The sequence below is a fragment of the Xanthomonas sp. LMG 12461 genome (assembly GCF_009192935.1).
Lineage (GTDB): Bacteria > Pseudomonadota > Gammaproteobacteria > Xanthomonadales > Xanthomonadaceae > Xanthomonas_A > Xanthomonas_A sontii.
This window is the reverse complement of the sequence record NZ_NQYT01000022.1, coordinates 32,656-46,691: the sequence shown is the minus strand read 5'-3', so window position 1 is coordinate 46,691 and position 14,036 is coordinate 32,656. Positions and strand designations below refer to the sequence as shown.

Genomic DNA, 14,036 nt, shown 5'->3' with positions numbered 1-14,036 from the left:
CCTGTTCCTGCCGTTCGGCCCTGTCCCTTCCCCCATGCCCCTCGTCGCGCTGCCGCGTCGCCGCCAGCGTGCCGTGCGGGCGACGCAGACCGCAGGAGAGACCGATGCATCCCCATACCGAAGCCCTGGAAATCGCCACGTTCCGCCTGCTGGACTGCACCTGGCGCACCTTCCTGCGCGCCAATGCCGAGGTCAATGCCTGGCTGCAGCGCCAGCCCGGCTTCCGCTCGCGGCGCATCGCCCGCCGCCGCGACGGCAGCGTGGTCGACATGGTGCTGTGGGACAGCGTCGCGCACGGCACCGCGTCGGCACGACGGCTGATGCGCGAACTGCAGGGCGCGGCGATCCACGCCTTGATCGATCCGGACACGGTGTCGTGGGACATCGCCGCGGTCCAGCACGTCAGCGGCGAGGAAGGCGACACCGCGGAAGACGCCGCCGAGGCCGACAGCCTCGCGGCGTGACCTGCGTGGCCGGCGCCGCGCGCGACTGGCTCAGACCCAGCCGCGCCGGCGGAACCAGGCCAGCGGCAACAGCATGCTCAGCGCGATCACGCCCAGCGCCCAGTAGTAGGCGTCGTGCCATTTCAGCTCGGGCATGTGCGCGAAGTTCATGCCCCAGATGCCGACCAGCACCGTCGGCGGGATGCCGACCACTGAGGCCACCGCCATCACCTTCATCACGTTGTTCTGGTCGACGTTGATCATGCCCAGCACGCTGTCGAGCAGGAACTCGATGCGGTCGTTCAACTGCTGCTCGAACTCGCTCAGCGTGACCAGGTCCTTGTGCAGCAGGCCGATGCGCTTGGCCGCGTCCTCGCCGAACCAGTCCGGCGCGGCATCGTCCAGATAGGTGGCCAGGCGCAGCAGGCCGTGGCCGGCGTTGTGCATGCCGCCCAGGCGCCGGCCCATGTCGCCGACGTCGTGCAGCATCCGCTCCAGGTGCCGCGACTTGTGCCGCGCATGCGGCCGGTCGAACGCCACCCGCGTGGTCTCGGTGATCTGCGCCTCCAGCGCCTCCAGGCGATCGGCCAGGCGCCCGACCAATTGATCGAGCAGGCGCAGCAGCAGGTCGTCGCTGCTACGACAGGGGCTGTGCTGCAGCTGCGCGGCCACCGCGTCCAGCGAGGCCATCGGCTGCTCGCGCTGGGTCACCAGCACCCGCGGCGACACCGCGAAACCGAGCGGCGCGGTCGGACCGTCCTCGTCCTGGAAGCGCGGCACGTTGAGGAACAGCACATCGCCTTCCACCCGCACCCGGCTGCTGAACTCGATCTCGCCGATGGCCGCGCGCGTCGGCACCGCGAATCCGACCTTCTCGTCGACCTCGGCCAGCTCCGTCTCGCTCGGCCGGCACAGGTCCACCCAGCACACCGGCGTGTCGGAGGTACCACCGAGGCGATGGATGGTGATCATCAGGACTGGCTCGCGCAGGAAAGGCCGCGAGCATCCGTCAGCGCGCGCGGAGCGTCAACGCCGGCCGCGCGCACCGGTTCAGGCGCTGCGGCGCTTCAACGCATAGCCCACGCCCAGCAGCAGGAACCATACCGGGCTGGCGAACAGCGCCTGGCGGGTGTCGGCCTGCAGAGTCAGCAGCGCCAGCACGAAGGCGAAGAACGCCAGGCACACGTAGCACATGACCACCCCGCCAGGCATCTTGAACGCGGAGGCCGCATGCAGCTGCGGTCGCTTGCGCCGGTAGGCGATGTAGGCGCACAGGATCAGCGACCAGACGAACATGAACAGCACCGCGGCCAGCGTGGTGACCAGGGTGAAGGCGGTGACCAGGTTCGGGATCAGGTACATCAGCACGGTGCCGCCGAGCAGGCAGGCGCAGGAGAACAGCAGCCCGCGCGCCGGCACCGCCGCGCGCGAGAGCCGGGCGAAGCCGCGCGGCGCGTGGCGCTCCTCGGCCAGGCCGTAGAGCATGCGGCTGGTGGAGAAGATGCCGCTGTTGGCCGAGGACGTGGCCGAGGTCAACACCACGAAGTTGATCAGGCTGGCCGCGGCCGGCACGCCGGCCAGCACGAACAGCTCCACGAACGGGCTCTTGCCCGGCACCACCTCGCGCCACGGCGTCACCGCCATGATCGCCACCAACGCCAGCACGTAGAACACCAGGATGCGCACCGGGATCGAGTTGATCGCCTTGGGCAGGTTGCGGCGCGGGTCGGCGGTCTCGGCGGCGGTGGTGCCGACCAGTTCGATGCCGACGAAGGCGAACACCGCGATCTGGAAGCCGGCGAAGAACCCGCCCAGCCCCATCGGGAACATGCCGCCGTCGTTCCACAGGTTGGCCAGCGAGGCCACGTGCCCGGACGGCGACTGGAAGCCCCAGGCGACCAGCCCGGCGCCGGTGAGGATCAACGCGCAGATCGCCACGATCTTGATCAGCGCGAACCAGAATTCCATTTCGCCGAACAGCTTCACCGTCACCAGGTTCAGCCCCAGCAGCAACAGCACGCACAGCATCGCCGGGATCCACGGCGCCAGTGTCGGGAACCAGAACTGCGCGTAGGCGGCGATCGCGATCACGTCGGCGATGGCGGTGATGATCCAGCAGAACCAGTAGGTCCAGCCGCAGAAGAACCCGGCCCAGGGCCCCAGCAGATCGGTGGAGAAGTCGATGAACGACTTGTACTCCAGGTTAGACAGCAGCAGCTCGCCCATCGCGCGCATCACGAAGAACAGCATCACGCCGATGATCAGGTACACGAACAGGATCGACGGCCCGGCCAGGCTGATGGTCTTGCCCGAGCCCATGAACAGGCCGGTGCCGATCGCTCCGCCGATCGCGATCAACTGCAGGTGGCGGTTGGACAGGCTGCGCTGCAGGTGGTCGGGCTGGGCGGACGGATCGGTCATGGGCGCAGGCCATCGCGAGGGATTAGCCTGCAAACATAGAAGATGGCGGCAGCGCGCGCCAGCCGCGCGTGCGCCGGGTGGCGCCCGCGGCGGCGCGGACGGCGCCGCATGCCGTCCGCGCCGCCGCGGGTGCCGTCGCTCAGGCCAGCGCGCCGCCCTGCCCGATCGCGACGAAGCTGAAATCGCGGTCGGACTGGTTGCCGCCGCCGTCGCCGGTCTTCAGCAGCACCTGGCCCGCGTCCAGGCGGATGATCACCGCGTTGTCGCAGGTGCTGCCGTCGCCGGGATAGATCTGGGTGACCGAGACGCCATCCAGCGCCTGGAACGGCGGCTGGAAGCTCACCAGGTAATGGCCGGTACTCACATGCGCCACCGTGTACCCCGCGCCGTTGCGGACCGCACCGTCCGCGCCGACCACGCCTGCCACCACCCGCACACCCGCCGCGCCCGCATGGGCGGCGGCGTCGAGCAACTGCCCCATCGCATTGTTCGTCATGCCGTTCTCCGATCTTGATAAGGAAAGTCCGATGGCGCGGCGACCGCAGCATCCTCGCGGCCACGGCGCCTGCATTGCCTCGTCCGTGAACGGGCAGCATCGCCGCGCTGCGTGCGCGGCCGTATCGGCGATTTCCTGATCGGCGCCGGTGCGGCGACCGAGATCGGCTCAGGCGACCGCGCTCACACCAATTTGGTGCGCCGCCACCACCGCGTGACCTTCTCCTCGCGCACCAGGGTGAACAGACCGGCGCCCAGGATCAGCCCGATGCCCACCGCCATCGGCCAGTCCAGGTGATCGTGGAACAGCCAGTAACCGAAGCCGATCGCCCACAGCATCTGGCTGTACTGGGTCGGCGCCACCGCGCTGATCGGCGCCGACCGCGAGGCGTACATCATGAAGATCGCGGCCAGGCCGGCGAGCAGGCCGTAGCCGGCCAGCAGGATCCATTGCTGCCAGGTGGGCCAGACGAAGGTCGGCAGCATCAACAGGCCGCCCATCAGCAGCGGTCCGAGCACGCCGGCGCCGTACAGGGTCAGGCGCTTCTCGCCGGGCCCGGCCATGCGCAGGCTGATCACCGACACCGCCCCCACCAAGCCGCAGACGATCGCCGCGACATGGCCCTGGCCCAGGTGCCGGAAGCCCGGCCGCAGCACCACCAGCACCCCGATGAAGCCGACGATCACCGCCAGCCAGCGCCGCCAGCGCACCTCCTCCTTGAGCAGCAGCACCGACAGCACGGTGACGAAGATCGGCATCAGGAAGATCAGCGCGAACGCCTCGGCCATCGGCAGCAAGGTGAACGCAGTGACCGCGGACAGATTGCCGGCCGCGCCGGTGAACGCGCGCAACAGCCAGATGCTGGGCCGCTGCGCCACCACCACCTCGCGCCAGCGATCGCCCGGCTTCTTCAGGAACGGCATCGCCGACAGCATCAGCAGCGCCCCGAAGAACACCACCTCGTAGGCCGGCAGCGAGCCCTCCAGTCCCTTCACGAAGGCGTCGCTGATCGAATAGGCGGCATAACAGGCGAAACCGAGCAGCACACCCTTGAGCATCATCAGCCTCTTGCGATCGAACGACGGCCCATACCGGGCACACGGGAACTGGCGCCCATTATGCGGGGGGAACGGAAGCAGCGACCGCGCGAACCGTCCAGGACACAACAAATTCTTAAGCAATGCGTTGCTATAAGCCTCAGCGCAACCAAGGGTGCGCTCGCGGTTGCATCCAGGGAGCGGGAGTTGCCTCCGTGTCAGGACGACGCGAACCCAAGACCGCCTCGTCGGCCTCCCTGCTGCCTTGAACCCGATCGCAACGCGTCCGTTGCATGCAGCCAGAGACCGCCCGATGCCATCACTGTCACGTTGTCTGCCTTTCCTCCTTGCGGCAAGCCTGATCGGCTGCCAACCGTCCGCGCAAACCACGCCGGCCGACCACGCCGCCAACGGCGGCACGGACTCGCCCTCCCCTGCTGCAGCGACCACCAAGGCGCCCGCTTCGCCGGCGGCGTCGCTTTCAGGGGAGGCATCCCTGCAACCCTTGCTCAAGCCGGGAGACCAGATACTCGCCTTCAAACAGCACGACCTGACCGGCAACGGCGGGACCGATGCCGTCGCCATCGTCCGCCACGCCAATGCCGATGCATCAGGCAATACCTGCGAGCTGCTGGTCCTGCAACAGGCGAATGCGGCATGGAACGTGGCCGACCGTAGCCCGCAAGCGGTCGACTGCCTCTACAACGATGTGGCGCGCAACGCGAAGCGCCTGGACCACAACCTGAGCCTGAAGCCGCAGGAAATCGTCTACGTCAACCAGCAGACGCGCAGCAATGTCACCTACACGTTGAAGTACGACCCGGCCAAGAAAGCCTGGTATCTGGCGGAAGCGAGCAGCACGGCACCGGCAGAGAATCCGCAGAGCGGCGCGATGGACGTCTTCCGCGGAACCGCCAGCTATCCGGCGGACTTCGCATGGACGCCGATCTCGCAGATCGATCCAGAAAAACTGCAGGACGCCATGGACAAGCACCGCGCCGTCGTCCAGTAATTGATTCCAAGGAGAGAACCATGCCCCGTTTCAACGAAAGCTCGGCACTGCTGCTCAAGACTGCGGTCGATTCCGGCATCACCTCGCCGACGGAACTGGCCAACCTGATGGGAAACGCCGCCGTCGAGACCGGCCACTTTCGGCGCATGCATGAGAACCTGGGCTATACCTCGGCCGACAGCGTGATCGCCGCGGTCTCCTCGGCCGATGACCGCTTCACCCGCAAGCAGGTGGAGGACGCCGTCGCCAGCCGCGATCCGCAGCGCATTGCCACCGTGATGTACGAAAACCGCGCCGATCTCGGCAATACCGAACCCGGCGACGGCTGGCGGTTTCATGGCCGCGGCTATCTGCAGTACACCGGCCGCGACAACTACGAGCGCTACGGCCAGCGCTTCAATGTCGATCTCGCCAAGAACCCGGACCTGGCGGCCGAACCGCAGACGGCGGCCAATCTCGCGGTGGCGTATTGGCGGGATCGCGTGCCGGAGAACCTGCGCGACAACGCCCGTGCAGCGGGCCGCATCATCAATGGTGGCGACAACGGCGCCAACGAACGCGTGCAGGCCGCGAACCAATGGGCCCAGACCATCACGCCCGAACTGGTCGCCGACATCCAGAGCGGCAAGGTCTCGCTGCAGCAGTTGGCCAGCATGGGTGGGGATGAGCGCAACCAGCAAACCCGGGCACTGCAGGAACAGTTGGCTGAGCTGGGCTACCATGGCGCCGACGGCAAGCCGTTGAAGCCGGATGGCGACTTCGGACGCAATACGCGCCATGCCCTGAAAGAGTTTCAGCGCGCGCATGGCCTGGATGACGATGCCGTCGTCGGACGCGACACACGGACGGCCCTGGCCGAGGCCAAGCGTTCGCCGCTGGTCTCCGAAGCCACGCACGCCGACCATCCGTTCTTCAACGCGTTGCGCGAACGCATGCCCGGCGCCACCGACGCGCAAGTCGCGCACACCTTGCAAGCGGCCAAGGCCGAGGGCATCCAGGGCCCGCAGCAACTGCAGGCGGTCACGGTGCAGGACAAGGTTGCGTTCGTCGCCGGCAACACACCAGGATTTCGTACGCGTGTCGATCTGGACCAGGCGCCGACGCTGCAGGAAAGCACCCGCCAGGTGGATGCGCAGAATCAACAGCGCGATCAAGCATTGCAGCAGCCAGCCCCGCAGCAGGAACCTGCGCAGGCACGCGGTGGCATGGCGCATTGAGCGAAGCTGCCGCGTTGCTCGCGCAGCGCGCGGCACGTCGGTCCCGGTGGGATTTGCACCGGAGAGCAAAGCGCTTCTTCCGGAGTAGCGCTTTGGTCCGGCGCCGCAATGCTGCCGATGCGTTTCGCATTTAGCGACGGCAACTGCGGCGCTTGCCCGTCGCAGTCATCCCCTCTCGGCGCCGCGTCGGTTACGATGCGCTCCCGCATCCGAGCTCCATGCCGCGCCCTGCCGCCGGCAGATCCCCCGTGACCCGCTATTCTGGCCCTCTTCTCACCCGTCCGCTCGCCGTCGCGCTGCTCGCCGCGCGCGATGCCGGTGCCGCCACCTGGTTCGGGTCGCTCGACCTGGAGCGCAGCCACGGCCAGGCATTGCTCGGTGCCGACCGCTGGCAGTGGCAGGGACGCGAGTATCCGTACCCGGGCAAGCTCAAGGACCGCACGTTGTACTACTGGGACGGCGAGGACTTCGCCGCGGTGTCGCGCTTCGGCGGTGCGCTGATCAAGCTGGTGCCGACCGAGTGGGGCGCGCCGACCTTCGAGATCGATGGCATCAAGATGCTGCCCAGCGCGCAGCTGTCGCCGTTCGAGGACGCGCGGCGCAAGGTGGCGCTGGTGGAACCGCGCGGCAAGCAGGTGCTGGATACCTGCGGCGGCCTCGGCTATTTCGCGGCCTGCGCGCTGGAGGCCGGTGTGGCATGCCTGCACTCGTTCGAGAAGAACGCCGACGTGCTGTGGCTGCGCACGCTCAATCCGTGGTCGCCGGATCCGGCCACCAGCGATGGCCGCCTGCAGCTGACCCATGGCGATGTCGGCGCCGCCATCGGCGGCATCGCCGATGCGTCGATGGACGCGATCCTGCACGACCCGCCACGTTTCGGCATCGCCGGCGAACTCTACGCGCAAACCTTCTACGACCAGCTCGCGCGGGTGCTGCGCCGCGGCGGCCGGCTGTTCCACTACACCGGCAGTCCGAACAAGCTCACCAGCGGGCGCGACGTGCCGCGCGAGGTGGCCAGGCGCCTGGAGAAGGCCGGCTTCGCCGCGCAACTGGCGCTGGACGGAGTGCTGGCCACGCGCCGCTGAGGCGATCGCCTCCGCCGCATCAGATCGACGCGAGAATGTGCTCGCGCAACCAGCGGTGCGCCGGATCGCGGTGCACGCGCTCGTGCCAGAGCATGGCCATCTCGTAGCCGGGCAGCTCCAGCGGCGGCGCGCACACCCGCAGGCCGGGCTGGTCGCGCACCAGGCGCTCGGGCAGCATCGCCACCAGGTCGCTGCGCTGGAGCGCGGCAACGACGAACTGGAAGTGCGGCACCGACAGCACCACCCGCCGCTGCAGGCCGCGCGTCCGCAACGCCGCATCGGTAGCGCCGCTGAAGCCGCCGCCGTCGGGCGAGACGATGACATGCTCGAGCGCGCAGAACTGCGCCAGGCTCGGTCGACGTCGCAACCGCGGATGGCCGGCCCGACCGACCAGCACGTAGTGTTCGGCGAACAGCGTGCGCCGGCGCAGGCCGGGCGGCGCGTCGGCGACGGTGTGCAGGGCCAGGTCGATCTGGCCCTGTTCGGCCTGCTGCGCGATCGACGGCGGCGACAGCTGCAGCACCGCCAGTTGGGTGCCCGGCGCCACCCGACGCAAGGCGGCGATCGCCGACAGCAGCACGGTGGAGGCGCCGTAGTCGCTGGCCGCCACCCGCCACAGCGTCTGCGCGCGCGCCGGATCGAACGGCGCGTCCGGTGCCACCGCCTGCTGCAGCGCCTGCAAAGCCTCGCGCAACGGGACGCGCAGCGCGTCGGCGCGTGCGGTGGGCCGCATGCCGCGCGGCCCCGGCAGCAGCAACGGATCGCCCAGCGCTTCGCGCAGCTTGGCCAGGTGCACGCTGACCGACGGCTGCGACAGATGCAGGCGCGCCGCGGCGCGGGTCACGTTGTGCGTGTCGAGCAACGTGTCCAGGGTCAGCAGCAGATTGAGGTCCAGGCGCCGCAGATCAACCATGGCAATAGCGACTATCAAGGCAATTCATTTCCACTATAGCGAAGCGCGGCCTAGCGTGGAGACCTTCCCTCACCGAGAACCCGCATGAACGTCCTGCTGGTCTATGCCCATCCCGAACCCGCCTCGCTCAATGGCGCCCTCAAGCAGGCGGCGGTACACCGCCTGCAGGCCGCAGGCCATCGCGTGCAGGTGTCGGACCTGTATGCGATGGACTGGAAAACCACCGTCGACGCGCAGGACAGCCTGGACGGCGCCGCGGACGCGCGCTTCGATCCTTCGCGCGACTCGCAGCGCGCCTTCGCCAGCGGCCGTCAGCGCGCGGACATCGCCACCGAGCAGGACAAGCTGCGCTGGGCCGATGCGCTGCTGCTGCAGTTCCCGCTGTGGTGGTTCTCGATGCCGGCCATCCTCAAGGGCTGGGTGGACCGGGTGTATGCCTGCGGCTTCGCCTACGGCGTCGGCGAACACTCCGACACGCACTGGGGCGACCGTTACGGCGAAGGCACGCTGGCCGGCAAGCGCGCGATGCTGATCGTCACCGCCGGCGGCTGGGAATCGCACTACGCACCGCGCGGCATCAACGGGCCGATCGACGACCTGCTGTTCCCGATCCAGCACGGCATCCTGCATTACCCCGGCTTCGAGGTGCTGCCGCCGTTCGTGGTGTACCGCAGCGGACGCATGGATGCGGCGCGTTTCGCGCAGACCAGCGCGGCGCTGGGCGAACGGCTGGACACGCTGTTCAGTACCGCGCCGATCGCGTTCCGCAAGCAGAATGCAGGCGACTACGCGATCCCGGCACTGACGCTGCGGGAGGAATTCGCGCCCGGCCGCAGCGGCTTCGGCATCCATGTGGTCGACGCGGACACGCAAGCGGCGGCGACCTCCGACCGCACAGCGTCGGCACCAGCGACGTAGGCGCGGCGCCGACAGCGCACCTGTAGGATGCAGCGACGCTATCCCGTTGGAGCCGCCGCGCCGATGTCCACCGCCGTCTTCGTCCGCCTGCTCGCCGTGTGCAGCGCCGCCTTGCTCGGCGCCTGCGCCACGCAGGCGCCACGCATGCCCGAGCGCACGCCCAGCGAGGTCAAGGCCGACATCACCCGGCGTATCCCGGCCACGGTACCCGATCGCCGCGGCTGGGCCGACGACGTCTACGTGGCCCTGGCCTCGCAGAGTCTGGGCACCAATGCCGAAAACATCTGTGCGGTGCTGGCGGTGATCGAACAGGAATCGACCTACCAGACCAATCCACCGGTGCCGGGGCTGGGCAAGATCGCCCGGGCGGAACTGCAGCGGCGCGCGGCGGCGGTGCATGTGCCGGCGTTCGCGCTGGATGCAGCGCTGCAATTACGCGGGCCGGATGGACGCAGCTATGCCGAGCGCCTGGCCGCCGCGCGCACCGAACAGGATCTCAGCACCATCTTCGAGGACATCGCCGGCAGTGTGCCGCTGGGCCGGCGCCTGTTCGGCGACCTCAACCCGGTGCACACCGCCGGGCCGATGCAGGTGAGCATCGCCTTCGCGCAGGCGCATACCGACGGCTATCCGTATCCGCTGAGCGACGGCGTGCGCCACGCGGTGTTCACTCGCCGAGGCGGCATCTGGTTCGGCACCCGCCACCTGCTCGGCTACCCGAACGAAGCGGCGATGCTGTACCGCTTCGCCGACTTCAATGCCGGCTGGTACGCCAGCCGCAATGCCGCGTTCCAGGCCGCGCTAGCGCGCGCCAGCGGCCTCTCGCTCGCCCTCGATGGCGATCTGCTGACGCCCGGCGCAGACCTCGACGCCCCCGGCGCCACCGAGCGCGCCGCACGCAGCCTGGGCACGCAACTGGGCATGGACGCGCGCACGATCCGCCGCGAACTGCAGCGCGGCAGCGAGGCGGATTTCGCCGACAGCGCGCTGTATCGCCAGGTGTTCGCGCTGGCCGACCGCGATGCCGGCAAGCCACTGCCACGCGCGGTACTGCCGGGCATCGCCCTGGAAAGCCCAAAGATCACCCGCAAGCTCACCACCGCCTGGTTCGCGCAGCGCGTGGCCGAGCGCTGGCAGCGTTGCCTGGCCAAGTGACGGCCGCGGCGATCCGCCGACCCAACGCTACTTCGGTTTGCGTAACGCCATCAGCGCCCAGCCCGTGGCGATGGCCAGCGCCAGCAACACGAGGCAGACCACGCTGTCCCACGCGATCGAGAACCAGTAGCGGCCTGGATCGGTCGCCAGCAGATAGATCCGCTTCGGCCCGGCTCTCGGTACGCCGATGTACACGCCGCTCTGCAGCGCTTTCGCCAGCAGGTACAGCTTCATCGCGGCGACCGCCACCATGACCGCCGCCATCAACATCAACACGGGCCGTTCCAGACGCGCGACCAGCCGTTGCAGGCGCGTGGGTGTCGACATTGGCGGGGGCGGTCGTCGTTTGCGTTTGCCCATGGCCTCCTCGCCTGCACTGGGGACAGCATTCTAGAGCGCTGCTGGAGAATGCAGTCACAACGCACTACCGATGCAGCGCATCGCACAGGACAAGATGTCTCGCCTGCGCCGCAGCGCCTGCACTATTCCACGGCACGCTGCCCTGGCGCGCCCAGCAGGCCGATCCGGCGGAACCACAGTTCCAGCGGCACCGTGACCAGCGGCGGCAGCGCCGCCAGCAGGCTCAGCGCCCACGCCCACCAGGGCCAGCGCAACCACAGTGCCGCGAGCAGACTGGCGACCACGTACAGCAGGAACGCCAAGCCATGCAGACGGCCGAACAGCCACACGCCCAGCTCGGTGGTCTGGGTGCCGTACTTGAGCAGCATGCCGAGCAACAGGCCGGCCCAGGTCAGGCCTTCGAACACGGCGGCAGCGGCGAACAGCCGGCCCACCGGCGACAACGGACGGGAAGAAGACAAGGACACACGCAACTCCAGTGAGGGAACGAGGCCGCGACGCGATGGCGGCGGCGACGCCCGCTGGCACCTGCATTGTAGAGCGTGTCCTTGCGCGTGGCGCACAGGCGCGACTCGGTCAGGGCAGGCGCTGCGGTCGCATCGACCGAAGCGCTCCATCATCCCGTGGCCGGCAATGCGCCGTAGCACACCGCGGCAGTCCTCAGCGACGCTGTTCCAGCACCGCCACGTCGTCGGGCGCCAGTTGCACCGTGTCGTTGCTCGGCGTCGGACCCAGCAGCGCGCGCATCGGCGCCGGCAGCCGCACGGTGTGCGCGGTGGCGCCGTGGTTGATCAGCACCACGATGCGGCGCGCGCCGTCGCTGCGCACGCCCACTTCCACATCCTCCGGCACATCGGCCAGCGGCGCCTGCACCCCGGCGTCGCGCAACCAGTCGCCGGTGAGGCGATCCAGCGTGGCGTCGTCGAACCAGCCGCCGACATAGCTGATGCGGCCCTTGCCGACGCGCCGGGTCAGCAGTGCCGGCGCGCCGTCCAGCCATCCATTGGCTGCGCCGTACTGCAGCGGTGCGGTGGTTTCGGCGGCGGTGGCCTGCAACTGTTCGGCCCAGATTTTGGCGCTGCCGTCGGCGCCCGCACCGGCCAGCGGGATCGGCTTGTCCAGCGCATAGAACTGCTCCACGCGCCCACCGAGCAACGCCGCCAGCGGACCAGGCTGGCGCTGCGGATGCAGTCCGTTGTCTATGTCCTTCATGCCGCTGCGCGGCCCCAGCACCAGATGCCCGCCGTGTTCGACATAGGCCTTCAGCCGCTGTGCCTGCGCCTCGGTCAGCACGTTCAGCGCCGGCGCCACCACCAGCTTGTAGCGCTCCAGTGGCGCCATCGCCGAGACCACGTCGACCACCTGCGCCTGCTGCCGCAGCGGCCGGTAGAAGCTCTTCATCTGCACGACCGGATCGAAGTCGGCCGCGTGCTTCTGGAAGCCGATCGCCCAGCGGCTGTCGAAGTCGTTGATCAGCGCCACCTGCGCCTGCGGCGTGGTGCCGGCCAGCGCCGGACCGGCCTTGGCGAACTCCGCGCCGACCTGCTGGATCTCCGCATACACCGGCACCGGCGTGCCGTCGGCGCCGACCAGGGTGCCGTGGTATTCCTCCTGCCCGTTGGGCGCGGCGCGCCACTGCCAGTACGAGACCGCATCGGCGCCATGCGCCACCGCCTGCCACGCCATCGCGCGTACCTGGCCCTTGCGCAGCGCCACGTTGGTCGCGCGCCAGTTGACGAAGCCCGGCTGGGTTTCCATCACCCAGTAGTTGCGCTGCTTGTAGCCGCGGGTCAGATCGTGGCGTGCCGCATTGTCCACCCAGTCGTAGCGCTCGCCGGCGACGTAGTCGTCCCAGGCGGCGATGTCGAGCACGTCGTGCACGGTGTAGGCGTCAAAGCCGGCGAACCAGCCCATGGTGTTGGTGGTGATGAACTGGCGCGGATCGGCATGCGGGCGGATCGCGTCGATCTGGTTGCGCGAATAGTCGGCCCAGGTGTCGCTGACGAAGCGCTTCCACTCCAACAGCAGCGCCGGATTTTCCTCGTCCTCGCGCACCGGGATCTGCGCGAAGTCGTTGTAGGTCTGGCTCCAGTAGGCGGTGGCCCAGCGCTGGTTGAGCGCCTCGATGCTGCCGTACTTGCGCTGCAGCCAGGCGTGGAACTGCGCCTTGGCCTCGGGATCGAACGAGGACTGCGCGTACTCGTTGTCCAGTTGCCAGCCGACCACGTGCGGGTTGTGCCCGTAGCGCTGCGCCATCTGCTCGGCGATGGCATGCGCGAAGCGCCGGTAGCGTGCGCTGGCAAAGGAGAACTGCTGGCGGTTGCCGTGCTCGTCGCGCACGCCGTCCTCGCTGACCCGCAAGGTGTCCGGATAGGCTTGAGTCAACCACGCTGGCGGCGCCGCGGTCGGCGTGCCCAGCACCACCACCATGCCATGGCGCGCGGCAGCGGCGATGGCGCGGTCCATCCAGTCGAAGTCGTACTGTCCCTCGCGCGGCTCCATCCGGCTCCAGGCGAACTCGCCGATCCGCACCACGCGCACGTGCGCCGCCTGCATCAGCGCCAGATCGTGCTCCCACTGGGCCTCCGGCCACTGCTCCGGATACCAGGCCACGCCCAGCAACAGCGGCGCGACGTCGCGATAACGGGTGGCCTGCGCCTGCGCCAGCATCGGCAGGCAGAGCAGAATCGACAGCATCGCAGCGAACAGGGCAAGGCCGCAGCGTTGCGGAATACGGAACAGTGGCATGCGCAACATCCTTCGCAAGAGGAAACGCCGGCACGCCCCCTGCGCTGTGCCGGCGCCTGCATTGTGCGCAGTTTTGCCATGCGCGCACTTGTGCATCTTGCGGCGTTTGCACGCGCAACTGCGCACAATCCGCACGCCGTACCTCACGCCGCAACCGTGTGGTGCACCGCGCTGCACGCATCATGCAGCGCGACGCAGGCGCTGATGTGGATTGAGGAGACGTTAGCGCTT

At 68.8% G+C, this 14,036-nt stretch carries 14 protein-coding genes; 6 read left to right on the top strand and 8 right to left on the bottom strand.

The genetic code is table 11. The features are described from left to right. The first annotated feature begins 104 nt into the window (after positions 1–104). On the top strand, positions 105–464 hold the full coding sequence (locus CEK68_RS06435) for a hypothetical protein (protein ID WP_152238905.1): 360 nt from the start codon (positions 105–107) through the stop codon (positions 462–464). 30 nt (positions 465–494) lie between these two features. On the opposite strand, the gene CEK68_RS06430 is transcribed toward CEK68_RS06435, so the two are convergent. The 4 genes from CEK68_RS06430 to CEK68_RS06415 form a co-directional block, all read right to left on the bottom strand. After that, positions 495–1,415, bottom strand: a complete 921-nt coding sequence (locus tag CEK68_RS06430; RefSeq protein WP_152238904.1) for a CorA family divalent cation transporter — start codon at positions 1,413–1,415, stop codon at positions 495–497. 78 nt (positions 1,416–1,493) lie between these two features. Further along, positions 1,494–2,864, bottom strand: coding sequence for a D-serine/D-alanine/glycine transporter (gene cycA / locus CEK68_RS06425; RefSeq protein ID WP_010340292.1), 1,371 nt, complete (start codon positions 2,862–2,864; stop codon positions 1,494–1,496). 139 nt (positions 2,865–3,003) lie between these two features. Further along, positions 3,004–3,360, bottom strand: coding sequence for a hypothetical protein (locus tag CEK68_RS06420; RefSeq protein ID WP_152237325.1), 357 nt, complete (start codon positions 3,358–3,360; stop codon positions 3,004–3,006). 182 nt (positions 3,361–3,542) lie between these two features. Beyond that, complete coding sequence (locus CEK68_RS06415; RefSeq protein ID WP_152238903.1) at positions 3,543–4,418, bottom strand: DMT family transporter; 876 nt, start codon at positions 4,416–4,418, stop codon at positions 3,543–3,545. A gap of 292 nt (positions 4,419–4,710) precedes the next feature. On the opposite strand from CEK68_RS06415, the gene CEK68_RS06410 reads away from it, so the two are divergent. The 3 genes from CEK68_RS06410 to CEK68_RS06400 all read left to right on the top strand — a co-directional run bounded on the left by CEK68_RS06410 (position 4,711) and on the right by CEK68_RS06400 (position 7,711). Further along, positions 4,711–5,409, top strand: a complete 699-nt coding sequence (locus CEK68_RS06410; RefSeq protein WP_226977791.1) for a hypothetical protein — start codon at positions 4,711–4,713, stop codon at positions 5,407–5,409. Then, entirely contained in the window at positions 5,334–6,626 is a 1,293-nt protein-coding gene (locus CEK68_RS06405) for a peptidoglycan-binding protein (RefSeq protein WP_152238902.1), read from the top strand. Before CEK68_RS06410 ends, CEK68_RS06405 begins: the two co-directional genes overlap by 76 nt. Positions 6,627–6,844: 218 nt before the next feature. After that, complete coding sequence (locus CEK68_RS06400) at positions 6,845–7,711, top strand: SAM-dependent methyltransferase (RefSeq protein ID WP_226977790.1); 867 nt, start codon at positions 6,845–6,847, stop codon at positions 7,709–7,711. Between the two features lie 19 nt (positions 7,712–7,730). Here the strand turns inward: CEK68_RS06400 and CEK68_RS06395 are convergent, their stop codons facing one another. Continuing rightward, positions 7,731–8,624 (bottom strand): LysR family transcriptional regulator, encoded by an 894-nt coding sequence (locus CEK68_RS06395; RefSeq protein ID WP_152238900.1) that lies wholly within the window; start codon positions 8,622–8,624, stop codon positions 7,731–7,733. Positions 8,625–8,708: 84 nt separating this feature from the next. Between CEK68_RS06395 and CEK68_RS06390 the strand changes: the two genes are divergently transcribed. Then, a complete protein-coding gene (locus CEK68_RS06390; RefSeq protein ID WP_152238899.1) occupies positions 8,709–9,542 on the top strand; it encodes an NAD(P)H-dependent oxidoreductase in 834 nt (277 codons plus the stop codon). 63 nt (positions 9,543–9,605) lie between these two features. Further along, positions 9,606–10,697: a DUF1615 domain-containing protein gene (locus CEK68_RS06385; RefSeq protein WP_152238898.1), complete on the top strand. Its 1,092-nt coding sequence runs from the start codon at positions 9,606–9,608 to the stop codon at positions 10,695–10,697. A gap of 27 nt (positions 10,698–10,724) precedes the next feature. Here the strand turns inward: CEK68_RS06385 and CEK68_RS06380 are convergent, their stop codons facing one another. The 3 genes from CEK68_RS06380 to CEK68_RS06370 all read right to left on the bottom strand — a co-directional run bounded on the left by CEK68_RS06380 (position 10,725) and on the right by CEK68_RS06370 (position 13,805). Further along, positions 10,725–11,057, bottom strand: a complete 333-nt coding sequence (locus tag CEK68_RS06380) for a hypothetical protein (protein ID WP_226977789.1) — start codon at positions 11,055–11,057, stop codon at positions 10,725–10,727. Between the two features lie 122 nt (positions 11,058–11,179). Next, positions 11,180–11,500: a DUF3817 domain-containing protein gene (locus tag CEK68_RS06375; protein WP_152238912.1), complete on the bottom strand. Its 321-nt coding sequence runs from the start codon at positions 11,498–11,500 to the stop codon at positions 11,180–11,182. 217 nt (positions 11,501–11,717) lie between these two features. Continuing rightward, complete coding sequence (locus tag CEK68_RS06370; protein ID WP_152238897.1) at positions 11,718–13,805, bottom strand: beta-galactosidase; 2,088 nt, start codon at positions 13,803–13,805, stop codon at positions 11,718–11,720. Positions 13,806–14,036: the final 231 nt, after the last annotated feature.

Coding starts and splice junctions, on each gene's coding strand:
- CEK68_RS06435 (WP_152238905.1), top strand. CDS start 105: ATGCATCCCCATACCGAAGCCCTGGAAATCGCCACGTTCCGCCTGCTG.
- CEK68_RS06430 (WP_152238904.1), bottom strand. CDS start 1,415: ATGATCACCATCCATCGCCTCGGTGGTACCTCCGACACGCCGGTGTGC.
- cycA (WP_010340292.1), bottom strand. CDS start 2,864: ATGACCGATCCGTCCGCCCAGCCCGACCACCTGCAGCGCAGCCTGTCC.
- CEK68_RS06420 (WP_152237325.1), bottom strand. CDS start 3,360: ATGACGAACAATGCGATGGGGCAGTTGCTCGACGCCGCCGCCCATGCG.
- CEK68_RS06415 (WP_152238903.1), bottom strand. CDS start 4,418: ATGCTCAAGGGTGTGCTGCTCGGTTTCGCCTGTTATGCCGCCTATTCG.
- CEK68_RS06410 (WP_226977791.1), top strand. CDS start 4,711: ATGCCATCACTGTCACGTTGTCTGCCTTTCCTCCTTGCGGCAAGCCTG.
- CEK68_RS06405 (WP_152238902.1), top strand. CDS start 5,334: ATGGACGCCGATCTCGCAGATCGATCCAGAAAAACTGCAGGACGCCAT.
- CEK68_RS06400 (WP_226977790.1), top strand. CDS start 6,845: ATGCCGCGCCCTGCCGCCGGCAGATCCCCCGTGACCCGCTATTCTGGC.
- CEK68_RS06395 (WP_152238900.1), bottom strand. CDS start 8,624: ATGGTTGATCTGCGGCGCCTGGACCTCAATCTGCTGCTGACCCTGGAC.
- CEK68_RS06390 (WP_152238899.1), top strand. CDS start 8,709: ATGAACGTCCTGCTGGTCTATGCCCATCCCGAACCCGCCTCGCTCAAT.
- CEK68_RS06385 (WP_152238898.1), top strand. CDS start 9,606: ATGTCCACCGCCGTCTTCGTCCGCCTGCTCGCCGTGTGCAGCGCCGCC.
- CEK68_RS06380 (WP_226977789.1), bottom strand. CDS start 11,057: ATGGGCAAACGCAAACGACGACCGCCCCCGCCAATGTCGACACCCACG.
- CEK68_RS06370 (WP_152238897.1), bottom strand. CDS start 13,805: ATGCCACTGTTCCGTATTCCGCAACGCTGCGGCCTTGCCCTGTTCGCT.